A 22,857-nucleotide genomic window follows, 5' to 3' on the forward strand; every position below is an offset into this window, starting at 1 on the left:
GTCGATGGGCGTACCGGGTGCATACTCGGTGGTGTCGCCGGGCACGGTGATCACCACCTCACCCTGACCATCGCCACCGCCGGAGGTCGTCCAGCCACCGCTCAGACCGCCGTCCGGATCCGCTTCGTCAGGACCGGTGATGCTCACTACCGGCATATCGTCATCGACGGTCAGCTTGAGGGAGCCACTGACACTGTCACCATCTCCATCAGTAATCGTAAACTTAAGAACAAGATCGATATCATCCTCTACCGCTGGGTCACTGTGATCCAGCCCCTGACGCAGAGTAGCTTCATAAGCTCCGGTAACAACATTGGTGACCTCAACCGTCAACACCGCATTGCCAGAGGCGTCGGTACCGCTCAGGGTAAGACCGTCGCCGGACACCGACCAGGTGACCGCTTCACCACCGCTGGTCACGCTGGGCAGACCAGCAGTGGTCCAGGTAAAGGCCTGACTGGCATTAGGCCCATCGGCACCGAAGCGATACCCAAGTGTGCCTGTCACAAAGACAGCAATGCCTGGCACATCCTCCGGACCGCCCGCAATACCTCCAGGCAACCCATCTTCATCTAATACAACGTTCAGACCTAGAGACCTAGGAGGGGTCTCATCACGACGATTTTCAGTGTCCCCGTCATGGGTATTCGCACCGCCAGCCCTGGGAGAAATATCATCGCCGACTAAACCATTGAAGGCATACTCCAGAGGACTGACTTGCTCCACGATACGCAGGAGTCTTACGAACCCGTGCCCCTCGTTCCCCCCTCCGCCCGCGCCAACAGAACCTGCCTGAGGGGCAAGGTCGTTGTTAGAATCATTTGAAGAATCCAAGGCGTTCAGTAGTTTATCCAACTGCTCCTCATCAAGAGGTTCGCCGAAAACATCGTTTTCGGCATCGCCTTGAGATGTCGGCAGACTGAGCTGCTGGCTAGCCTCCAGAACCAGAGGGAGGCTTCCATTCCCGGTATCGACAGTAGCAGAGCTAGCGACTCCAGTGATCAGCACGCAGTCACCATCCAAGCGATCTCCGATTCTTGCATGGCGAGTATTTCCAGAGGCATCACGAATCCACGCCTCACCGACAATCGCTACAATAACTGCATCTTCCATGTGCCTTTCCTTATCTTAGATAGCCTTCATTAGTTACCAACAAGATAAGTAAGGAATATGCGAAACCACACTGTACTTAAGGACTAGCTTTTCCATTTTTATCCGCACACAAGCGATTCAGCAAAATAGCATTTCAATAGCAATTTTTTATATCAACATCTATTCCAGTTACCAGAAAAGTCGGATCAACTGGGCCACAAAAAAGACTCCTTGACTTTCATAAAAAAAGGGGCCTGATCATCAGGCCCCTTCCATTTACTTCTTTGGCTTGCTACTCAACGATCAACTGTCCGTCGTCCAGCATCTGCTGAAGGACGTCTACACCGGAGCCGCTTCCACCTAGCCCTGCCAGCTCAATCGTCAGGTCGGCATTACTTCCCGAAGCGTCAATGCCACCATCAGACTTCACCTTCAGGACAAGCGTATCTCCTTCGTTAATGGCGATAAGGTAGCTCGAGATGTCCGCTGCCGCACCATCGCTTAGAATGCCACTTAGATCAAGGCTATCGGCCTCGTCACCCGAGCCAAGCACGAAGTCTTCGATACGGTCCACCTCGGGAACATCCGGGACGATGTCACCATCCTCCCACACAAAACTATCCTGTCCGAAGCCGCCCCACATCACATCGTCGCCCCGGCCTCCGACAAGAACATCCTGCCCCGCGGCGCCAATCAAGACATCATTCCCTCCTTGCCCATACAGCGTGTCGTTACCCCCATCCTGTCGACTCAAGTTCATCAGATCGTCGACATTATCAAGGACATAACGCTTTATCTCATCCTGATTAAGAGGCTCACCATCGCCATGCTCCGCGGACCATTTCAGGAACTCATAGAGGCCTAGATATCCCATTCCGTCATGCTCGCCGGCCAGGAATACCTCTCCGGTATCCCCGTCTGTCCAAGAGAGAGCGTCAGAATTTACCGTATCGCCAAACACGAGGTCATCCCCTGCTCCTGCAAAGACCCGGTCGTTGCCAAGGGGCTCTAGTCCAGAAACACTGGAACCGGTATCCAGTGCTAGATTAAGTCCTTCTTCCGTGTTCACGATATCCACTTCACCAACCGTACCGGAGAAGGTATTGCCATCCAAAAGTGTAAGTTCGACATCCTCTCCCAATACATCTGTATTGTCGAAATACCGTATATAATCGACAAGACTATCTTCACCAATACCTATACCGTGTACGGAGTCGGCGTATTCCAAAAGTTCATTGTAGACCCCGATAGCCTCCTCCATGGCCGTCAGCGTACCCTCCTGCAGCGGGTCAGGTATTACAATTTCACCATTATCATCGATCCAGGCGACAGGACGACCGTCGGTGACAAAAATAGCCGTTGACTCGTAGCTATTCTCCTGCGCCATATCTCTCAGGAAGTTCCTACCTGCACGCAACGCTGACTCAAAGTTGGTGGTACCCGACGCCTCCATACCCATAACATAGCTCACGGCATCAGCGAGGTTGTCGCGACCAAAGTTATCAAAAATTATGGGAGTACGAGCCCGTGAATCAAAGTCGACTAACTGAAGGTTCACGATACCTTCGAAGTCAGCCAACGTCTCCAATTGTCGAACCATTGCAGCCTGCAGCAACTCCAACCGGGTATAGTTGCCAGCACCATCGGGACGCAATGTCTCAACCTCAGCAAGCATACTGTCTGATGAATCAAGTATGAAAGACAGGTTGTAATTTCCCGCAGGATTCACAATGACAAAGGATCCGCCCGTATCGGCAATGACCACATCATCCCCACCACTAGTCGTAATGGTGTTGTTGGCATTGCTGGCCACCACGAACTCACCTGCGCCTGGTACGACCAACGCCAACTCACCAGACGTCGGATCGCCATCACCATCAGTGGCCGTTAGCCCCAGATTGAGATAGGCATCACCAGGTGCAGCACCACGGACGACCTCTACGTCTCCCAGTCGGAATGGCTCACCGTTGCCCTCCTTTATCGTGACCGACTGCATGCCCTCAAGACGAACCAATACGAAGGTCCAACCATCTTGGATACCTTCGACCCTAAGACCTTCGGCAGTCTCTGTTACACGAACCTCATTGGACACATCAATCCCGCGGCTATCCAAGATCCGTAGGTCGTCGGCCCCCAGCGCAAGATCACTGGGGGTTCCGCCGCCCGGGGTGAACTCCTCAGCCGTCAGAATCAACGTAGCTCTGGCATTGGCAACCCCATCGACATAGATCGTCTGACTGAACGCGCCGACACGGATAGCGTTATCCCAGGAAACGCCGGACGAGCCACGTGAGGCGCCTTCGACCATGTCAATGCGAACCACATCGCCGTCGTTGATCTGTCCGGCTCCCACAACTAGCCCACCATCCAGCACAGACACACCGTTGGTGGCGGAATACACCACCTGAGAGTCCAGGTCAGGATCTCCCAGATCAAGAATAGCCTCCGTGCCCCCCGTGATCGTGTCGACACCGTCAATAGGCACAGCCAGACGCGTGAAGAATGAGCGCTCCCCATCCTCGGTCTGCAAGAGATACCTATCGTTGGCCTCATCCAGCACCACTCGGAAGCCGATAGCGCCATCACTCGTGAGGGCAACCAGTTCTTTCCCATCAGCAGACAGCTGCCATCCTAAGGCGTCGCCGTTGAACAGGATGATGTTGCCTTGGATATCGAGAACGGGGGTACCATCGATTCCATCCTGAAAACCGATAGACTCACCAGAGCCATCTGCTCCATATCCGCCATCCAAGCCGAGAGACCCACGGGTATCTTCACTGATAACGCCGGATTCCGCGGCGATTGGCCCTGGAGTATCGTCGTCGATGCGCACCTCCAGTTCGCCGTTCGCCGTGCTGCCATCCAGATCGGTCACGACATAGCCAACGGACAAAGCAAGATCATCCTCCGTCGTAGCGACCGAATGATCGAGCGGCCCTGAAAGGGTCACCTCAAAAGCGCCAGTCGCCACATCTACGAGGGCGATGCGCAATACTTCGCTGCCAGAAGCGGTTGACGCCAGGAGTACCAGTCCACCGTCGGCCAGTGAATAACTAAGAGCTTCACCTTCTGACGTCCACGCAGGAAGCCCCGAAGTCGACCAACTGAATGCCCCGGTGCTGGCCGCGCCATCATCGCCAAAATCGTAGCCCAAGACACCACTAACCAAGGTGACCCGTCCAGGTACATCACCGTCTCCGCCAGCGATACCTCCCTCCAGGCCATCCTCGTCAAGGACAACTTCTCCGGGCCCGGCTGCTGGGTCGCCTCCATCCGTAGGCGTCGTCGGTGTAGCCGCATCCGCAATATCTGCACTGATATCGATTTCGGTGACGTCGCCATCGCCGTCAATCACCCGCAGCACGACATCAATACCCTGCTCGCTTGAATTGTCCAGGCCTGTGGCGGCCGTGAACGTCCACTGACCATCACCAGCGATCACCAGCTCGCCCTGGGGCAAGCTGATCGTTGTCGTTTCATCGCTGGCAGGAAGCCGGGTGAATGTCGAAGGCGAGCCGTTGACCACCACTTCGATAGCGCCAAGACCATCGGCACCAGCGTCAACTACCCAACTACCGGTGACGGATTCGCCCTCAGCCGTCTGAATCACGTCATCCACCACGGTGACATTGTCATCCGGGGTAATCGAGGCCACGGGTGAGTCGTCATCAATACGTAGGTCGAGCTCGCCGGTTGCCGTGCTACCATCCAGATCCGTGAGCGTATAGCCCACCGTAAAGGCCAGGTCGTCTTCCACCGAACTCACCAGATGATCCAACGGTCCTGTCAACGTGACCTCAAAGGCGCCTGTAGCAAGGTCTGTCACAACAACAGTGAGGATCGCCTCTCCCGTTGGCGTCTCAGCAACCAACGTCTGACCGTCATCGGCCAACCGATAGGTCAAAGCCTGCCCTATAGAAGTCAGCGACGGCAAATCCGACAGTGACCAGGTGAAGGCACCACTGGTGGCCGGGCCATCCTCACCAAAGTCGTAACCGAGGAGCCCTGAAGAACGGGTACTCTCACCCGCCACATCCTCTGGACCACCGGCGATGCCGCCGGGAAGCCCTTCCTCATCCAGCACCACTTCCGCTGGTGCCGCATCTGGGTCTCCGCCGTCCGTAGGTGTCGTCGGTGCCACCGCGTCACCTATGTCAGCGCTGATATCGACTTCCACGACATCACCGTCACCATCAATGACCCGCAGAACCACATCAATACGCTGATCCAGCGAGTTGTCGAGCCCCTTGGCGGCGGTGAACGACCATCCTCCGTCACCATTGACGGTGAGTTCACCCTGCGCAAGGGGCAATACGGTAGACTCACCAGGCCCTGGCAGGGTGACACTGGTGAGCGGTGAGCCGTTGACCATCAGTTCGATCGCGCCGAGACCATCGCCACCCGGCTGGATTGACCAGACACCGGTGACAGTGGCGCCTTCTTCGGTCTGAATAACGCCATTGTCAACTGTCGTGCCGGCGTCCGGCGTCACCGATGCGACCGGCGTATCATCATCGATACGAATGTCCAGGTGCCCATCCGCGGTGCTGCCGTCGATGTCAGTGACGGTGTAGCTCACCGAAAATGCCAGATCATCCTCAGTAAGCGATTCAGAATGGTCCAGCGGGCCGGACAGGCTGACTTCGAAGGTGCCGGCGACCACATCCGTCAAGGCGACGCGCAACACTTCATCGCCACTGGAGGATTCCGCAAGCAACGTCTGCCCATCATCGTCCAAACGGTAGACCAGTGTTTCGCCGTCAGATGTCAGCTCCGGCAGACCGCTCACTGACCAAGTAAAGGCACCATTGGCAGCTGGGCCGTCATCGCCAAACTCATACCCGAGCAGCCCGCTGGCGAACGTCGTCTCACCCGTCACATCGCCGTCACCGCCGGCATTGCCACCGACCAAGCCATCCTCATCCAGGACTACCTCAGCGGGAGCCGCTGCCGGGTCTCCGCCATCCGTCGGCGTTGTCGGCGTAGCCACATCGCGAATCTGCCCGCTGATGTCGATCATCACCACATCACCGTCGCTGTCCGTGACGTTCAGTACAACATTGACCTCCTGCGGACTGGAATTATCCAATCCAGTGGCCGCAGTGAAGGACCAGCTGCCATCTCCCCTGAGGGTCAAATCACCCTGGGGTAACGTCAGCACTTCCTCATCAGCCGGCCCAGGAAGAGCCGTGAACGGCAAGGACATGCCATTTACCACAACATCGACGGCAGCTAAGCCATCAGCGCCACCCGCGATAGCCCACTGGCCAGAGATGGTCGCACCTTCATCGACGTCAATCGTCCCGGCTACCTCGGTGCCGTCGGACGTCGTGACAGACGCTGTGGGAGTATCGTCATTGACAACGATGTCGAGCATTCCCGTCGCCGTACTGCCATCCAGATCGGTCAACGTATAGCCGACCGCAAGCGACAGGCTATCTTCGACCGAGTTCTGAGGATGATCGACAACAGCGGACAGCGTGACCTCGAAGTCTCCCGTCGTCATGTCGGTAAGCGCTATGCGGAGAACCTCATCTCCAGACGCTGTCTCGGCAATAACGGTCAGGCCGCTATCCGCCAGGCGATACGCCACCGCTTCACCCAAGGAGGTGAGCACCGGCAACCCATCAAGAGACCAGGTAAACGCACCATCCCGAGCGGGGCCATCATCGCCAAAGTCATAGCCCAGCTGCCCGGAAATCTGGGTGGCTTCTCCAGCGACATCACCATCCCCCCCGGCAATACCGCCTGCCAGTCCATCCTCATCCAGCACTATCTGGCCGGGACCCGCTGCCGGATCACCACCGTCAGACGGTGTCGTTGGCTTAGCGGCGTCAAGCACCTCACCGGAGATATCAATTTCCGTCACGTCGCCATCGCCATCGGTGACCCGAAGCACGACGTCAACCAGCTGGCCCACCGAGTTGTCGAGCCCGGTGGCGGCGGTAAAGGTCCAGCTGCCGTCACCATTCAGGGTCAATTGCCCTTGTGGCAAGGTCAGCGTCCCGCTATCGCTGCTGTCGGGCAGGCGGTCGAACGCCAAAGGCGACCCATTGATCACCACCTCAATCCCGGCAAGGCCATCCGCACCCGGCTGAATACTCCACTGACCAGAGATGGTCTCGCCTTCATCCGCCTGGATGACGCCATCAACCACGTCCACACCTTCATCTGCGACCACGGAGGCGACAGGCGTGTCATCATCAATGCGAATATCCAGTCCACCGGTCGCCTGACTGCCATCAAGGTCAGTCAAGGTATAGCCGAGACTGAGCGACAGATCGTCCTCGACCGAGTTTTCCGGGTGATCCAGGGGAGCCAACAGGCTGACCTCAAAGGTCCCGAGGGCCAGGTCGGTCACCGACACCCGAAGTACTTCGGTTCCCTCCTGAGTGGCGGCCACCAAAGTCTGTCCGTCATCCGCCAGTCGATAGGTCAGCGCCTGCCCCTGGGACGTCAACGCCGGTAGTCCTGTCAATGACCACGCAAAGGCCCCGCTGGCAGCAGGGCCATCATCACCAAAGTCGTAGCCAAGCTGCCCGCTAACCAGCGTAGCCGCACCAGGCACGTCACCATTACCGCCCGCAACGCCACCCGCCAACCCATCCTCGTCCAGCACGACCTCGGCAGGTGCCGCATTCGGGTCGCCACCGTCGCTGGGCGTAGTGGGAGACGCAGCATCATTAATGGCACCACTGACGTCGATCTCCACCACATCGCCATCGGCATCGGTCACCCGCAGCACCACATCGACAGTCTGAGCAACAGAGTTGTCGAGCCCGACAGCCGCCGTAAATGACCAGCTTCCATCGCCTTTCAGCGTCAACTCACCCTGTGGTAACGGTAGCGAAACCTCATCACTGGTAGCGGGTAAACGATCAAAGGACAGCGGCGAACCATTGATCAATACGTCGATACTGCCGAGCCCATCGGCGCCCGGCTGGATGCTCCACTGACCGGTAACCGTTTCACCCTCGTCAGCCTGAATCACACCACCTATCACTGTGGTACCCGCATCAGGCGCCACCGTTGCCACCGGCATATCATCGTCAATACGAATATCCAGGCCACCAGTCGCCTGACTGCCATCCACATCGGTCAGGGTATAAGCGAGGCTAAGGGACACATCATCTTCAACCGAGGTTTCAGCGTGATCGATCGGCGCTGCCAAGCGAACCTCGAAGGCACCCGTCGCCAAGTCTGTCAGCGTGACGCGTAGCACCTCATCCCCAGCCTGGGTGGCGGCCACTAGCGTCTGGCCATCGTTGGACAAGGTAAATGCGACGGCTTGTCCCATGGACGTCAATGCCGGCAAGCCGCTCAGCGACCAGGCAAACGCTCCGGATGAAGCGGGGCCATCATCACCAAAGTCATAACCGAGCTGGCCTGTCACCGAGGTGGCCTCCCCCGCTACGTCACCGGCTCCCCCCGCAATTCCCCCCGCCAGGCCGTCTTCGTCCAGCACCACTTCAGCGGGCGCAGCGGCCGGATCGCCGCCATCCGTTGGCGTCGTTGGGCGCGCGGCATCCCTTACCTCACCGCTGATATCTATCTCAACGATATCACCGTCGCCATCGGTCACGCGCAGCACCACGTCAACGACCTGATCCACCGAGTTATCGAGACCATCGGCCGCAGTAAACGCCCAGCTACCATCACCCCGCAGTGTCAATTCGCCCTGCGGCAGGGCCAGGCTAGCCTCTTCATTAACGGCGGGCAGACGATCAAACAGCAACGGCATACCATTGACCAACACCTCGATACTGGCAAGACTATCGGCGCCGGGCTGGATACTCCATGTTCCCGTGACCGTCTCCCCCTCCGTTGCCTGCACCACGCCGTCCACGACCAGGGTGCCGGTATCGGGTGCGACCGTAGCGACCGGTGTGTCGTCGTCGATACGGATATCCAAGCCACCCGTGGCCTGACTGCCATCGATGTCGGTCAAGGTATAGCCGAGGCGCATCGACAGATCGTCTTCCTCAGAGTTTTGGGGATGATCTAGGGGGCCAGACAACAGCACCTCGAAGCTACCGCTTGCCAGGTCCGTCAACGCCACACGCAGTACCTCAACCCCAGCATCGGTGGCAGCCACAAGCGATTGGCCGTCATCGGCCAGGCGATACACCAACTCCTGGCCCATCGACGTCAACGCAGGCAGCCCCCTCAACGACCACGCGAAAGCGCCAATGGCAGCGGGGCCGTCATCACCAAAGTCATAACCCAGTTGCCCGCTGACCCGAATGGCTTCGCCCGCGACGTCTCCCACGCCACCGGCGTTGCCACCCGAAAGACCATCCTCATCAAGCACCACTTCACCAGGCCCAGCGCCAGGATCCCCACCGTCAGTCGGCGTGGTCGGTGCCGCCGCGTCGAGAATCGACGCGCTGATATCGACTTCGCTGACGTCACCATCACCATCGGTGACCCGCAGGACCACATTGACGGCCTGCTCCTGAGAGTTATCGAGCCCCGTGGCAGCGGTAAAGGACCAGCTGCCATCGCCTCGCAGGGTAAGGTCACCTTGGGGCAGCGCTACCGTCACCTCATCGCTGGTATTCGGCAGGCTGGTAAAGGTCAGCGGCGTGTCATTGACCATCACCTCGATCACACCAACGCCATCGGCGCCCGGCTCAATCACCCATGAACCGGTGACGGTCTCGCCTTCGCTGGCAAGCACCTGTCCATCCACCACCGTCGTGCCCTCATCAACCGCGAGATTCACGACAGGTGAGTCGTCATCCAAACGCAGATCCAACTGTCCTTCGGCGGTGCTGCCATCGATGTCGGTAACGGTATACCCCACCGCCAAGACGATATCGTCCTCTGTGTCGCCTAGCGGATGGTCCAGGGGACCCGACAAGACCACCTCAAAGGTGCCGCTCGCAACATCTGTCACCGCAACGCGCAACACTTCTTCGCCATCCGGCGTCTCCGCCAGCAGCACTTGGCCGTCACCCTCCAGCCGATAGGTCAATGGTTCGCCTTGCGACGTCAGCTGGGGCAACCCCTCCAGTGACCATGTGAAGCCACCACCGGTGGCGGGCCCATCCTCGCCGAAGTCGTATCCCAGCTGCCCACTGACACTGACGACTTCCCCAGCGACGTCCCCAGGACCACCGATCACACCACCAGGCAGACCTTCTTCGTCGAGCACCACCTCTCCAGGGGCCGAAGCAGGATCCCCGCCATCGCCAGGCGTGGTCGGCTCTGCGGCGTCCTGAATCACGATACGGTGGTCTGCCACGGCCTGATCACCATCACCATCCGTTGCCACGATCGAGAATTCCACGGCGCGCTCAAGCGTCTGATCACGCCCACCTGTGGCCGTAAACGTCCAGGTGCCGTCGGCATTAACGACAAGCACGCCATCCGGGAGGGAAATCTCATCACCCAGCGCAAAGGTACCGTCGACTCCCGCCACCACCACCTGTGTTGATACGATGGCATCGGCGCCTTCTACCTCTTGCCAGACCCCTGAGACCTCTTCACCTTCCGATACGATGATAGGGCCTGTCACAGTGACGTCAGGCACATCATCCAGGATGAGCACGTCAAGACTGCCCGTCGTAGTATCCCCATCCACGTCGGTGACCGTCACCACAAAGCTCTCGATCAAACCTGCATCGGTCGCCCCTGGAACGGTATCGTTGTCTACCGCTGACAGTAACTCGTAGTGATAAAAGACGGTTCCGCCTGTGCCATCACCTGCAAATGCATCCAACCAGAGAACGCCATGGGGAGATTCGATGGACTGGGGCCCAGACGATAAGGCCAGCAGGTCCGCGAGCGTAAGCGCCACATCCGCCACCACAAGCGTATCCAACCCATCCACACTGCTGAAGGTGAAGCTGCTCGCCTGCTGGGCGGCACCACTGGACGAATCGCTGCCGCCCGTCAAACCTGACTCACGCACCAGCAACTCGGCACTATCGATGCCAGGCGGCAAGCCGTCGATATCTTCCAACCCACCGCCAAGGCCGCTCCCGTCGGGCCCTCCGACCAAGCCTCCCAACGACACCCCATTGTCAGGAGTTTCATCCGTATCGCCGTCAACGATATCACCGACAAACAAAGGAAATTCCTGATTGTCACCGCTGTTAAGGCCGTAGTCGTATGCGAGGGGCGATACCTGTTCGAGGACGCGTAGCAAACGGACGAAGGAATGCCCGTTGTTCGCTCCCGCTCCGCCCCCCAGCCCTGCGGCAGGGTCCTCAAGAACATCGAAGGGATCCTCGCCAGCATCTAGTGCTGTCAGCAAGGCCTCAAGCTGGCTGTCACCGAGGACGCTTTCCTGGGCAAGGTCGGCGGATACCTGCGAGCGGAGGATTTCATCAAACTCGACGACCAGGTCCTCTCCTGCAGCATTCTGAGGAACCTCAAGCGACTGACCTGCAGCCAGATCCAGCGATCCCTGTCCATCTCGGCTCGCCACTGTCGCATGCCCATTTTCTCCGGCCATGAGCCGTTGGCCCGGCAACAGGATGTCCCCCGACCGTGCGAGTGTGCGCTCCCCGGTCACATCGATAATCCAGACCGTACCTTCAACAGAAGTGATATTCATGGTTTCTACCCTGCGTCTTGCTGTTGATTAGTCATTCAAGGAGCAAACTAGGGCGCGCGGCTTTGTGACGGTAGTGTCTAGATGGTCAGTGGCGGGTAAATGCGCGGATAAAAAATCTTTAGTGCATATTTAGTACGAGTTATGGGTCTCACAAAGGCGACATAAGACAGCCGTTCAATAGCCAATAGACGACTTTTCAAACACCAATAACGACAGCTTAAAAAGCTCACGCGAATCTTTCTTCTAGGCCAAATCCTCGTACGGTCAGGAACTACTGGTTCACTTTACGGACGGCGGTATACGACACGGCACAGAAAAGCCCGAACACCTTGCGGTCTTCGGGCTTCGTGGAACTCACGTAAAGGGGATGCGTCAACGATCTCGAGACATTCTTAAAATCAACTGCATGCGATCCTTGACGCCCAGCTTGCGGAAAACTGCACCAAGATGTGCCTTTACCGTGCGCTCGGTGATACCGAGCTCCCTGGCCACCAGCTTATTGCTCTGGCCTTCAGCCACCGCCAGGGCAACATCCTTCTCTCGCTCGGTCAGTCCTTCCAGCACATCCTGATGAACCGCAGGCGCCCCGCCCATCGCCTTGAACACCCCGCCAACCAGGCTATCCATGAGTTCAGGCCATAACCAGATTCCGCGGTGGCGCACCACGATATCGACCTGACGCAGTACTTCCGGGGTGGACAGCGCGTGCACATAGCCCCTGGCACCGGCGTTAAAGGCCTGATAGGCCTCTGCAGAATAAGGGTTGAACGACAGCACCGCCACCAACACACCCTTGGCCGTCAGACGAGAGCAAAGCCCCGTCCAGTCACCGGCCTCGACAACGATCCAGGCAACGTCTCCCTTGATCGCATGATCCAATACACTATGGGGCGCCACGACCTCCAGATCGCTAAAGGTATCGCTCCAACGCGGTACCTCACTACTTCCTTGATAGACCAAGTATCGCGTCATCACCGCTCTCCCATCGCGTTACCCCACGCCCGCAACACCGGCTTCAGCAAGAACTGCATGACGGTGCGCTTACCCGTCAGGATATCCACCTGAGCGGTCATGCCCGGGATGACTTCCACCTCACTGGCGGCCTCTTCGTCCTGCGTGCGAACACGCACCCGGTAGTAGGTATTACCCTCTTCATCGGTCGTGGTGTCGGCGCTAATGTGCTCGAGCTCTGCCTCCAACCCCCCATATATCGAGAAGTCATAGGCTGTCAGCTTGATGGTCGCTGGAAGCCCCGGCCGCAGGAAGGCAATATCCTGAGGCGCAATCTTGGCTTCGACCACCAGCGCATCATCGGTCGGCACGATATCCACCACTTCCTGGCCAGGCTGGGCGACACCCCCGATAGTATTGATCGCAAGGCGCTGAACCACCCCATCCACCGGAGAACGAATCTCGGACAGGCGGACACGATCCTCTAGGCCCTCACTTGATTCATTCAGCGCCGAAAGCTCGCCCAGGGTCGCCGAGAGCTCCTGGCGCCATTCTGTCCGCGCCTTGGCTTCAACCTCCCGCAGCTCGCCCTGCGCCTCTACAATAGCGGCCTCGAGTCGAGACACCTGTGCCGCGGCCTGATTGCGTTCACCACTCGCACGGGAGACTTCCCGCTGCAATCTCAGTACCTCTACCTCAGATACCGCGCCAGTCGACAGCAGTGGACGGGTCATGTTGAGTTCCTGACTGGCCAGGTTAAGCTCTCGGCTAGCGGCATTGCGGCGCGCTGCCGCTTCATTCAGCTCTGCCCTGCGCTGCTCCAAGCGCTGCTGCAGAATCTGCTTCTGCTCGTCCAGTGTCTCCAGACTGCTCTGGTACAGCTCCCGCTCCCTCGAGACGATGTTAGGCGCCTGTTCGATCAACTCCTCCGAAGGATCAAAAGAAGACCCCGTAGCCAGCGCACGCAGACGCTCCGCCTTGGCCTGCAGGGTTTCGGCCTTGGCACGGTTCTCATTGAAATTGGAGAGGAATCGGGTGGGGTCGATGCGCATCAACAGATCACCGGCCTCCACAAAGTCACCCTCGGACACTTGAATTTCCTGCACCACGCCGCCGTCGAAGCTCTGCACTCGCTGCAACTGACTGGAAGGTATCACCCTGCCGCTGCCACGGGTCACCTCGTCAATGGGGGCAAAACACGCCCACACGATGACGCAGATAATCGCTACCACGACCATATACAGCATCAGGCGCGCCCGAAGGGGGTCCTGTTGCATGCGCGCCCAGTCGGCGTCGCTGGCCCAATCGCGATTCAAGTGCGAGGCACTGACCCGGCGGGCAAACAGGCGATCAATAAAGGGGCGAAAGACTTTTCCTCCCGAGCGGGAAACTCGGCCGACGCCCTCGAATCCTTTTTGCTCGGCACTCTTGGCAGACATCAGCTGGCCCTCCCGATTTGGCCCTTGCGCAGCGCATCCATGACGCTGTCACGCTCACCATCCGCCACGATCTTGCCAGAATCAATAACCACGATACGATCTACCAGCGACAGCAGCGAGGTACGATGCGTCACCACGACCACCGTCTTGCCACTTGCAAACTCATTGAGGTTGCGCTTGAAGGCCTCCTCGCTGGCATGGTCCATCGCGCTAGTCGGCTCATCAAGCAGGAGAATCGAGGGATCGTGCACGATGGCCCGTGCGATCGCCACGGCCTGCTTCTGCCCTCCAGATAGCATCTGTCCACCTTCCCCGACCTGCAGCTCCACCCCTTGGGGGTGCGTGCTGACCAGGCTGTCCAGGCCACTGATACGAATCGCCTTGAGCAGCAGGTCGTCATCGACACCCTCGCTACCGGCACCGGCAACGATGTTTTCCTTCAATGAGCCAAAAAACAGACGCACGTCCTGCGGGACATAGCCGATATGCCGCCTGAGCTGCAGAGGGTCCAGCTGGCGAATATCGACATCATCGATCAGCACCGAGCCCGCAGTTGGCTGATACAACCCCAGCAACAGCTTCTGCAGCGTAGTCTTGCCACAGCCTACACGCCCCAGCAAGGCGACTTTCTGACCCGGAGCGATGGACAGACTGATGTCGCGCAGACTGTCCGTCTCGGCCTGGGGATAGCGAAAGGTCACCTTGTCGAACTTCACCAGCCCCTTGACGGCAGGCCGGTCGATATAACTCTTGTCCTCGCGCTCGACCGGCATTTCCATCACGCGATCCAGCGATTCGAGCGCCGTCGCGGACTGGTGATACTGAGCCAGCAGCGCTGCTGCCTGGCTGACCGGGGCCAGAGCCCGCGACGACAGCATATAGGCGGCGATAAGCCCCCCCTGGGACAGATCGCCCTTGATGATCAGATACACGCCGATCAAGATGACGCAGATGCCGACCGTGTTCTGCGTCCACTGGGCAATGCTGGTCACCGATGTTCCCAGAAATTTCAGCTGTGCGCCTGTGCGAGACAGAAACGCACTGGCCTGCTCCCACTGCCCCTGAATCCGGCTCTCGCCACGCAGCGACTTGACGGTTTCCAGTTGGGACACTGACTCAACCAGGGTGGCGTTGCGCTGAGCGCCGACCTTGAGCGTGGTGTCAGAGAGGTCATGTAGCTTGCCTTGAGCACCAAGGGCATACAGCAAAATAAAGATCACTCCAGCAACAATGGGGATGACCAACGCCGGACCAATCAGGCCGATAATGGCGATAAACATGATCACAAAAGGCAGATCGACCATGGCGATGACAGTGGCAGACCCGATAAAGCTGCGCACGGACTCGAAGGACTGCAACATGGCCACGAAGGACCCCGTCGAGGCCGGCTTCGCCTCCATGCGCATCCCCATCACCCGTGCCATGATACGGGACGATAGCTTGACATCGGCCCTGCTCGCCGCCAGGTCGACAAAACTCGATCGCATCAAGCGCAACGTCAGATCGAACGCCAACACAATCAGCACCCCAGCCGACAGCACCCAAAGCGTCTCGGTGGCATGGTTTGGCACCACACGGTCATAAACGTTGAGCACGAACAGCGGCATCGCCAGCGCAAAGATATTGATGGCGATGGAACCCAGGATGACATCCCTGTAGAGGCGACGATTCTCCTTGATAACCCCCCAGAACCAGTGTCCCGAACGTTTTTCGTTCACGTCCTTGGTGCGAGCGTCGAAACGGAATCTGGGGCGAACGTAGATGGCCGTCCCGCTGTAGCGCTCGTGCAGCTCATCCAGGCCAATCTCGACAGCAGACTGACCCAGCTCGGGATACACGACAGTTGCCGTGCGCGCCTTCACGTTCATGTCAACAAGAGCGCAAGCACGCCCAGGCTCGAGCAACAGGACCACCGGAAATAGAGCCGGATTCAATTGCACAAGGCGGCTCTTGATGATTCTCGCCGTCAGGCCGGCACGTTCCGCCGCTCGGGGAAAGATCCCCGGCGTCAGTGCCCCATCTTCCAGGGGCAGGCCTGCGGTCAAGGAATCTGCGTTGACGTCATGATCATGGTAATGAGCTACCGCCAGCAGCACTTCCAGAAGTTCATCCTTGACGGGGGAACCACTCCCTTCCTGCGTTTCCGGTTCAGACGGTGCAGCATCCGCTGCGACTCGAGAATCGTCCACATGTACCTCTTCTGTAGGCCGATAGCATTGCCGATAACTGAAACGTAGCGCTCCCGCCGGCGAGCAGGCACGCTACGCTTATCACTTCGGTGCCGAGATCACTACGCTTCAGTGTCCGGCGACGTTCGACATCCATGCGGAGAGCACGACGACACTATCGTCATGCTCCCCGCGACTGGCATCAGCCCTCTACGCTACCTGCACGATGGTCTTTCGCCCAGGCAAGGGACACTACATCATTGCCAGCTGCCGGGTGAACCGAGCCCAGGTCCAGGTTCTCGCCGCTGCGCTCAAGGGTGATTTCCACACGCCGATTTTGGCGCCGCCCATCAACCGTATCATTTGACTGCACCGGGCGGTGGGAGCCAAAACCCTGCGTCTGAATCAGTGAAGGATTTACGCCTTCACTAATCAGATAGTCGCCCACGGCAGCCGCACGATTACGCGACAACGGGTCATTGATTCCATCGTTTCCGGTGCTGTCAGCATGCCCAGCAACAAAGATACGCACCAGATCATTACGCGCGCGTAGCTGTGCAGCCAGCTGTCCAAGCTCGCGACGGGCACGCTCGCTAAGTACATAGCTGTTGACTTCGAACAGCGCATCGGCAGACATCACCACATCTGGGGCACGGGTGGTCCCGGTCAACTCATCGATGGTATAGGCACGCGGCCCCACCGCGGGACAGACGATATCGGGCGTAATGGCAACGCCGTTGCTGTCCAGGTCGGCCAGCGTCGGCAGCCCATCCTTGCGAACCTCAAGTACTTCGAGCAGCTCACCAGTAGCCCGCAGCGTGCGCGCATCCGCCAATGCCACATCAAACTGGGCGTTCACGTAAGCACGACTTGCCTCGAAATATTCGTTCTCGATATCAAGCAGGTCGAGCAGCGAGCGCTGACCAATATCGAACTGTTGCTTGTAGGCGCCACGCACGCGGTCAGTGGTCTGACGGTGCTCATTCAGGTAAGCCAACTGGTCACGCAGGCGGCGGGTGTCGTTGAAGGCAATCGTGGTCGTCTGGCGAATGTCCACACAGGCCTTGTCACGCAGGTTGATAGCCTGTTCGACGCGGTCACTGGCGGCACGAAACGACGCCAGGTCACTACCACCACGATAGAGGTTGATGCTACCCACCAGCTCGATGCTGTGACGGTCTTCATGTTCATTGTCCGAGATGAAGTCGCCGTCCGTGTCGCTACCTTTATAGGTGCCAGTACGGCCCACCAGGTCCAGCCGAGGATGGAACGGTGCCTTGGTGCCTTCACGCTCGGCTCTGGAGGCTTCAATATTCTCGATGGCCGCATGAAAGTCAGGATTGCCGTCATATGCCAGCTGCAGCGCCTGAGCAACATCGGCCGGGAGCAGTTCGGCAAAGGTGGGCGCCGGGGCCAGAGACTCCGGAGGGAGCTCGCCGACCAGCCGCTGGAAGCGCGCAGACACGTCATGCAGGTTCGACGCTTCGGTGATCAAGTTGGACTCGGCAAGCGCCAAACGACCGCTTATCTGCTCCAGGTCAACCCGGCGACCGGCACCGGATAGCGCCCTCGCCTCAATCTGCTGGTACACTTCCAAGTGTTTCTGGTAGTTATCCTGGGCCAGCCCCACCAGGCGACGGTAGCGCTGAACGTCAAGATAGGCATTGGTCGCGTCAAGAGCGGCGTCCTGACTCGCGCCCAGCAGTTCGTAGTAACGCACCAGCTCGGCACGACTGAGGCGTTCCACTTCGCTAGCAGTGGCAAAGCCGTCATAAATCATCTGATTGAGCGTCATCTCGACGTAATCGGTGTCGTAGCTCCCCTGCTGGTCGTTCTGCCGGTCTTCCAGGCCAACGCCAGCATTGACATCGATCTGAGGCAGATAGCCACCGAAGGCGACTCGCTCGTCGTGTCCTGCGGCCTGGAAGCCATTCCAGGCTGCCAATACCTCAGGATTGGTATTGATCGTTTGCTCCACCACATCGCGCAATGTCGCTGCGCCCGGTGAAGACGTGCCTGCTGGCAATGACTGTGCATCCTGCGCCAGTACAACAGGCGCCACCATCATCGCTGACGTGGTCAGCGCAACGGCTCGCACCAAAGGCCGCAACAGAGCGGAGCGAGCTTCTCGGCTGTAACTGTTCATCTGTGTTCCCTTAATTATCAATGGCCGCAGCCAGTACAAGTGAATCTAGTACCAACGAACTAGCTCAACAACCCAATTCACCGTTGAACCCGTCATGCTGCCTCGGCGCTACCAGACTCATCATCCCGGTATGGGTGGCCAGCTTTTTTCCTTCAACGCCAAGCATCCAGCGACATTGTTGGCGATCGCCCCACCCCATCACCCGCTACAATACTCGCACAAACGATCACATTCTGTAACACCAAAAGCCCCAAACACTCATTCCAGGGGCGATTGAATGCTTGACACAGACAAATGAACTGCTCCTAAAAGTCATGAATCCCGTTCACTGGCTCAATCATGCTATCGTAGAAGCCAGCATCACGTACCCATTTCAGGAGTCTCAGATGGCCTCATCCGAAATCCAAAAAACCCGCGTCATCAATGAATTGACGGGGTTCATCAAGAAACTGCTGCAGGACCCCAAGATCCTGGAAACCTCTCTGGAGATTGCCCGGCGTCACCTCGAAAAAGGCAGTGACAGCGGTGTCATGGCAGACATCGCCAACGAAATCTCTGATACCACCAGCATTCACATTCCTGACAGCGCTGACGAACACTCCGAGGCCGATCGTCTGTTCCTCGAACTCCTCAAAGAGGTAGTGCAAGAAGAAAAAGCGCTGTATTGACAGACACATTACGGCATAGCAGTCACCATCGCTGACCTCCCCCTCTGGTGGTCAGCGTTTTTTTACACTACCCACGCAAATATTGATCCAGATCACTATTACCATTCTTACACTCACGCACCGAACTTCACACCATGGAATTTCGTCTTACGCTCTCCGCTGACGTTTCTACCAAGTCAGCCTCTGTCAGGCGCCATATGGGGCGCTGTCTGGCCACCAACGTCCGCAATGCACTGCGCCGGGAGCTGCCAGGGTCAAAGGTGGTTACTGCACATGACCATCTAGTCGTACGACTCCCGTCCCATGTGGATAACGCCCAGCACACATGGGCACTCGACACTTTGGCGAGCACCCCCGGCATTCAGAAGATAGCCCACATCCAGCGGCGTGAATTGGCTGACTGGCGAGCGACCCTCGCCGGGCTCGCCCTGGAGAAGGCCGAGCAGGTGGAGGGACGCGAGTTCAGGATCAAGGTCAGGCGCAAGGGAAGGCACACTTTCAACTCCGTCGATGCAGAGCGCTTCCTGGGCGCCGAGCTGCTGCGCCACACCCGCCACGCCAAGGTCAATCTCACGCATCCCGACCTCACCATTTCACTAAGGCTCGACGGCGCTGAATTGATTGACGAAGTGGCTACTACGGCGGGCATCGGCGGTTTCCCTCTGGGCACACAGGATCAGGCACTGGTGCTGATGTCAGGTGGCTTCGACTCGCCCGTCGCCGCCTACCGGATGCTCAGGCGAGGGATAAAGTGCCACTTCATTCTGTTTCGCTTCGGCGGAGAGGCACAGGAGCAGGCCGTCAGACAGCTGACCCATGACCTCTGGCGACGCTTCAGCGCGTCACACAAGGTCAGCTTCACCAGCGTTCCCTTCGAAAAGGTCGTCGACCAGCTCACCCGTGAGGTGCCCGAAGGCCTGGTATCCCTGGTACTGAAACGCCACATGGTGGCTGCCGCTGCTCGGGTGGCCCAGCGCGCCCGGATTCCCGCGCTGGTCACGGGCGAGGTGATCGCCCAGGTGTCCAGCCAAACCTTGAGCAACCTGGGGCTCATTGACAAGGCCAGCCACTTGCCCGTGCTGCGCCCCCTGCTGACAGAAGACAAACAGTCCATCATCGACGAAGCCAGGCGCATTGGCACCGCACAAGCGTCAAGCCAAATGCCGGAGTACTGTGGGGGTATGTCAGCTCGACCTCTGGTGAAGACGTCCCTGGCAGCGCTGGAAGAAGCCGAAGCCAGGCTGCCAGCTGAGCTGCTTGACGACGCCCTGAGCCGGATGCGCCAGTTTTCCGCAGATGACCCAGGTGAGCCACAAACGCCATCGCGGCACGCCCTCGATGAACTCACCATCGCAGAGCTCACCGCCTCAGCTGACGCCACTATCCGCGTCATCGACGTGCGCTCGCCGGATGAAGCAGCACGACGCCCCCTGACCATTGCCGGCCACGAGGTCGAGCACGTTCCTTTTTATGAATTGGCGACCCGAGCGGCTGCGCTGTCTCGAGACTCCCGCTATCTGCTGTACTGCGACCAGGGCATCATGAGCCGCCTGCAGGCGCTGTCCCTCAAGGATCAAGGTCTGCCGCGAGTAGGCGTGCTGCTGGCTCGAAGCAAGCACGACGCGGCATAAACTGGCGCGCTTACGACATCCCATCAGCATTTGCCTGAACTCAGGCGTTCACACACGATAGCGGATGCACTAGCGCTCGATCATGGCTACAATCGACGCCTGATTTTCAACGGGATATCACGTCACATCATGTCCACTTCCGCACCCGACAAGCGCCAGATCCTGGTTACCAGTGCCTTGCCCTACGCCAATGGAGCCATCCACCTGGGTCACCTGCTGGAGTACATCCAGACGGACATCTGGGTGCGGTTCCAGAAGAGTCGGGGGCACCAGTGCCATTATGTCTGCGCGGATGACGCCCACGGCACCGCGATCATGCTGCGCGCCGAGCAGGAAGGCATCAGCGCCGAGGCCCTGATCGATCGCGTGTCCCGCGAGCACCAGCAGGACTTTGCCCGCTTCGGAGTGGCCTTCGACAACTATCATTCGACCCATTCCGAGGAAAATCGCAGCTTCAGCGAGCTCATCTACACCCGCCTGCGTGACAAGGGTCACATCGCGACCCGAGACATCGAACAGATGTATGATCCGGTCAAGGGGCTGTTCCTGGCCGACCGCTTCATCAAGGGCACCTGTCCCAAGTGCCATACGGCGGATCAGTATGGTGACAACTGCGAGGCCTGCGGGGCGACCTACACCCCTGCCGAGCTCATCGATCCGGTGTCGGCTATCTCGGGAGCCACTCCGGAAGTTCGCAGCTCGACCCACTACTTCTTCAAGCTGCCGGATTTTGCGGACTTCCTGAATGCCTGGATCAAGGACGATCACGTCCAACCCCAGATCCGCAACAAGCTGATGGAGTGGTTCGAGTCGGGCTTCAACGAGTGGGACATCTCCCGCGACGCGCCCTACTTCGGTTTCGAAATTCCCGACGCGCCCGGCAAGTACTTCTACGTCTGGCTCGACGCGCCCATCGGTTATCTGGCCAGCTTCAAGAACCTGTGCGACCGCGAGGGCCTGGACTTCGACAGCTACTGGCAGCCGGATTCCCAGGCAGAGGTCTATCACTTCATCGGCAAGGACATCGTCTACTTCCACGCCCTGTTCTGGCCGGCCATGCTGCACGGCGCTGAAATGCGCACCCCGACGGCAGTCAATTGCCATGGGTTCGTCACCGTCAATGGTGCCAAGATGTCAAAATCTCGTGGCACCTTTATCAAGGCGGCGACCTACGCCGAGCACCTCAACCCTGAGTACTTGCGCTACTACTTCGCTGCGAAGCTGACGTCCCGGGTTGACGATCTTGACCTCAATCTCGAGGACTTTGCCCTGCGCGTGAATGCCGACCTGGTCGGCAAGGTCGTCAACATCGCCAGCCGCTGCGCCGGCTTCGTCAAGAAGCTCGGCGATGGGCGGCTGTCGTCCCACTGCGCGGAGCCGGATATGCTGGCGCGTTTTATCGCAGCGGGAGACGACATCGCCAGCTACTACGAGCAGCGTGAATTCGGTCGTGCCATGCGCAAGGTGATGGAGCTGGCCGATGACGCCAACACCTACATCGCCGACAAGGCCCCCTGGGCCCTGGCGAAGGAAGCGGGACGCGAGCAGGAAGTCTTGGACATCTGCTCCATGGGCATCAACCTGTTCCGGCAGCTGATGGTGTATCTGGCGCCCGTCGTTCCCGCCATGGCCGAGCAGGCAGCGACGTTCATGAACCTTCACAGCCTTGACTGGAACAGCCGCGAAACCTGGTTGGGCGATCACCCGATCAACAAGTTCAAGCCGCTGATGACCCGCGTCGACGGCGACCGTATCCAGTCCATGATCGAAGCCTCCAAGGAGGACCTGGTGGAGGAACAGAAGCTCAAGGAAGCCCCTAAGGGCCCGCTAGCCGAAACACCGATCGCCGACGAGATCAGCTTCGACGACTTCGCCAAGGTGGATCTGCGCATTGCGCGTATTGCCAAGGCAGAATACGTGGACGGCGCGGACAAGCTGCTCAAGCTGTCCCTGGACCTGGGCGGCGAGAGCCGCCAGGTGTTCGCCGGCATTCGTCGCGCCTACTCCCCGGAAGCCCTGGAAGGCAAGCTGACGGTCATGGTGGCCAACCTGGCGCCTCGCAAGATGCGTTTCGGCATCTCTGAGGGTATGGTGCTGGCCGCCGGCAATGACGATGGCATCTACCTGCTGGAACCCCACAGTGGAGCCGAGCCGGGCCAGCGCGTCAGCTAAGCTCGTTCTCTGCTACTCCCTGCCGG

General features: G+C 58.8%; 9 protein-coding genes. 3 read left to right on the plus strand and 6 right to left on the minus strand.

The genetic code is table 11. The annotated features are described in order from the left end of the window. The 6 genes from JF545_RS03820 to JF545_RS03845 form a co-directional block, all read right to left on the minus strand. Positions 1-1,113: retention module-containing protein (locus tag JF545_RS03820; protein ID WP_206939289.1), on the minus strand; the 1,113-nt coding region annotated here is incomplete at its 3' end. A gap of 271 nt (positions 1,114-1,384) precedes the next feature. After that, entirely contained in the window at positions 1,385-11,656 is a 10,272-nt protein-coding gene (locus tag JF545_RS03825) for a retention module-containing protein (protein WP_206939297.1), read from the minus strand. Between the two features lie 372 nt (positions 11,657-12,028). Then, on the minus strand, positions 12,029-12,628 hold the full coding sequence (locus JF545_RS03830) for a response regulator transcription factor (RefSeq protein ID WP_206939299.1): 600 nt from the start codon (positions 12,626-12,628) through the stop codon (positions 12,029-12,031). Beyond that, entirely contained in the window at positions 12,628-14,046 is a 1,419-nt protein-coding gene (locus JF545_RS03835; protein ID WP_206939301.1) for an HlyD family type I secretion periplasmic adaptor subunit, read from the minus strand. Before JF545_RS03835 ends, JF545_RS03830 begins: the two co-directional genes overlap by 1 nt. After that, a complete protein-coding gene (locus JF545_RS03840; RefSeq protein ID WP_206939304.1) occupies positions 14,046-16,235 on the minus strand; it encodes a type I secretion system permease/ATPase in 2,190 nt (729 codons plus the stop codon). The genes JF545_RS03835 and JF545_RS03840 overlap by 1 nt, the downstream gene beginning before the upstream one ends. A 181-nt stretch (positions 16,236-16,416) precedes the next feature. Next, the gene (locus tag JF545_RS03845; protein WP_242520678.1) at positions 16,417-18,360 is read right to left on the minus strand and encodes a TolC family outer membrane protein; all 1,944 of its coding nucleotides are present in this window, start codon (positions 18,358-18,360) and stop codon (positions 16,417-16,419) included. 386 nt (positions 18,361-18,746) lie between these two features. On the opposite strand from JF545_RS03845, the gene JF545_RS03850 reads away from it, so the two are divergent. The 3 genes from JF545_RS03850 (at position 18,747) to metG (ending at position 22,831) form a co-directional block, all read left to right on the plus strand. Next, entirely contained in the window at positions 18,747-19,028 is a 282-nt protein-coding gene (locus JF545_RS03850; protein WP_206939306.1) for a hypothetical protein, read from the plus strand. A gap of 134 nt (positions 19,029-19,162) precedes the next feature. Next, the gene (gene thiI, locus JF545_RS03855; protein ID WP_206939307.1) at positions 19,163-20,659 is read left to right on the plus strand and encodes a tRNA uracil 4-sulfurtransferase ThiI; all 1,497 of its coding nucleotides are present in this window, start codon (positions 19,163-19,165) and stop codon (positions 20,657-20,659) included. 129 nt (positions 20,660-20,788) lie between these two features. Beyond that, positions 20,789-22,831, plus strand: a complete 2,043-nt coding sequence (gene metG / locus JF545_RS03860; RefSeq protein WP_206939323.1) for a methionine--tRNA ligase — start codon at positions 20,789-20,791, stop codon at positions 22,829-22,831. The last annotated feature ends 26 nt before the right edge of the window (positions 22,832-22,857 follow it).

The sequence above is a fragment of the Halomonas litopenaei genome, assembly GCF_017303055.1.
Classification (GTDB): domain Bacteria; phylum Pseudomonadota; class Gammaproteobacteria; order Pseudomonadales; family Halomonadaceae; genus Halomonas; species Halomonas litopenaei_A.

What these genes read in the sequence shown, in the direction of transcription:
- JF545_RS03835 (WP_206939301.1), bottom strand. Translation starts at nt 14,046, where the DNA reads ATGTCTGCCAAGAGTGCCGAGCAAAAAGGATTCGAGGGCGTCGGCCGA.
- metG (WP_206939323.1), top strand. Translation starts at nt 20,789, where the DNA reads ATGTCCACTTCCGCACCCGACAAGCGCCAGATCCTGGTTACCAGTGCC.
- JF545_RS03850 (WP_206939306.1), top strand. Translation starts at nt 18,747, where the DNA reads ATGGCCTCATCCGAAATCCAAAAAACCCGCGTCATCAATGAATTGACG.
- thiI (WP_206939307.1), top strand. Translation starts at nt 19,163, where the DNA reads ATGGAATTTCGTCTTACGCTCTCCGCTGACGTTTCTACCAAGTCAGCC.
- JF545_RS03830 (WP_206939299.1), bottom strand. Translation starts at nt 12,628, where the DNA reads ATGACGCGATACTTGGTCTATCAAGGAAGTAGTGAGGTACCGCGTTGG.
- JF545_RS03845 (WP_242520678.1), bottom strand. Translation starts at nt 18,360, where the DNA reads ATGAACAGTTACAGCCGAGAAGCTCGCTCCGCTCTGTTGCGGCCTTTG.
- JF545_RS03825 (WP_206939297.1), bottom strand. Translation starts at nt 11,656, where the DNA reads ATGAATATCACTTCTGTTGAAGGTACGGTCTGGATTATCGATGTGACC.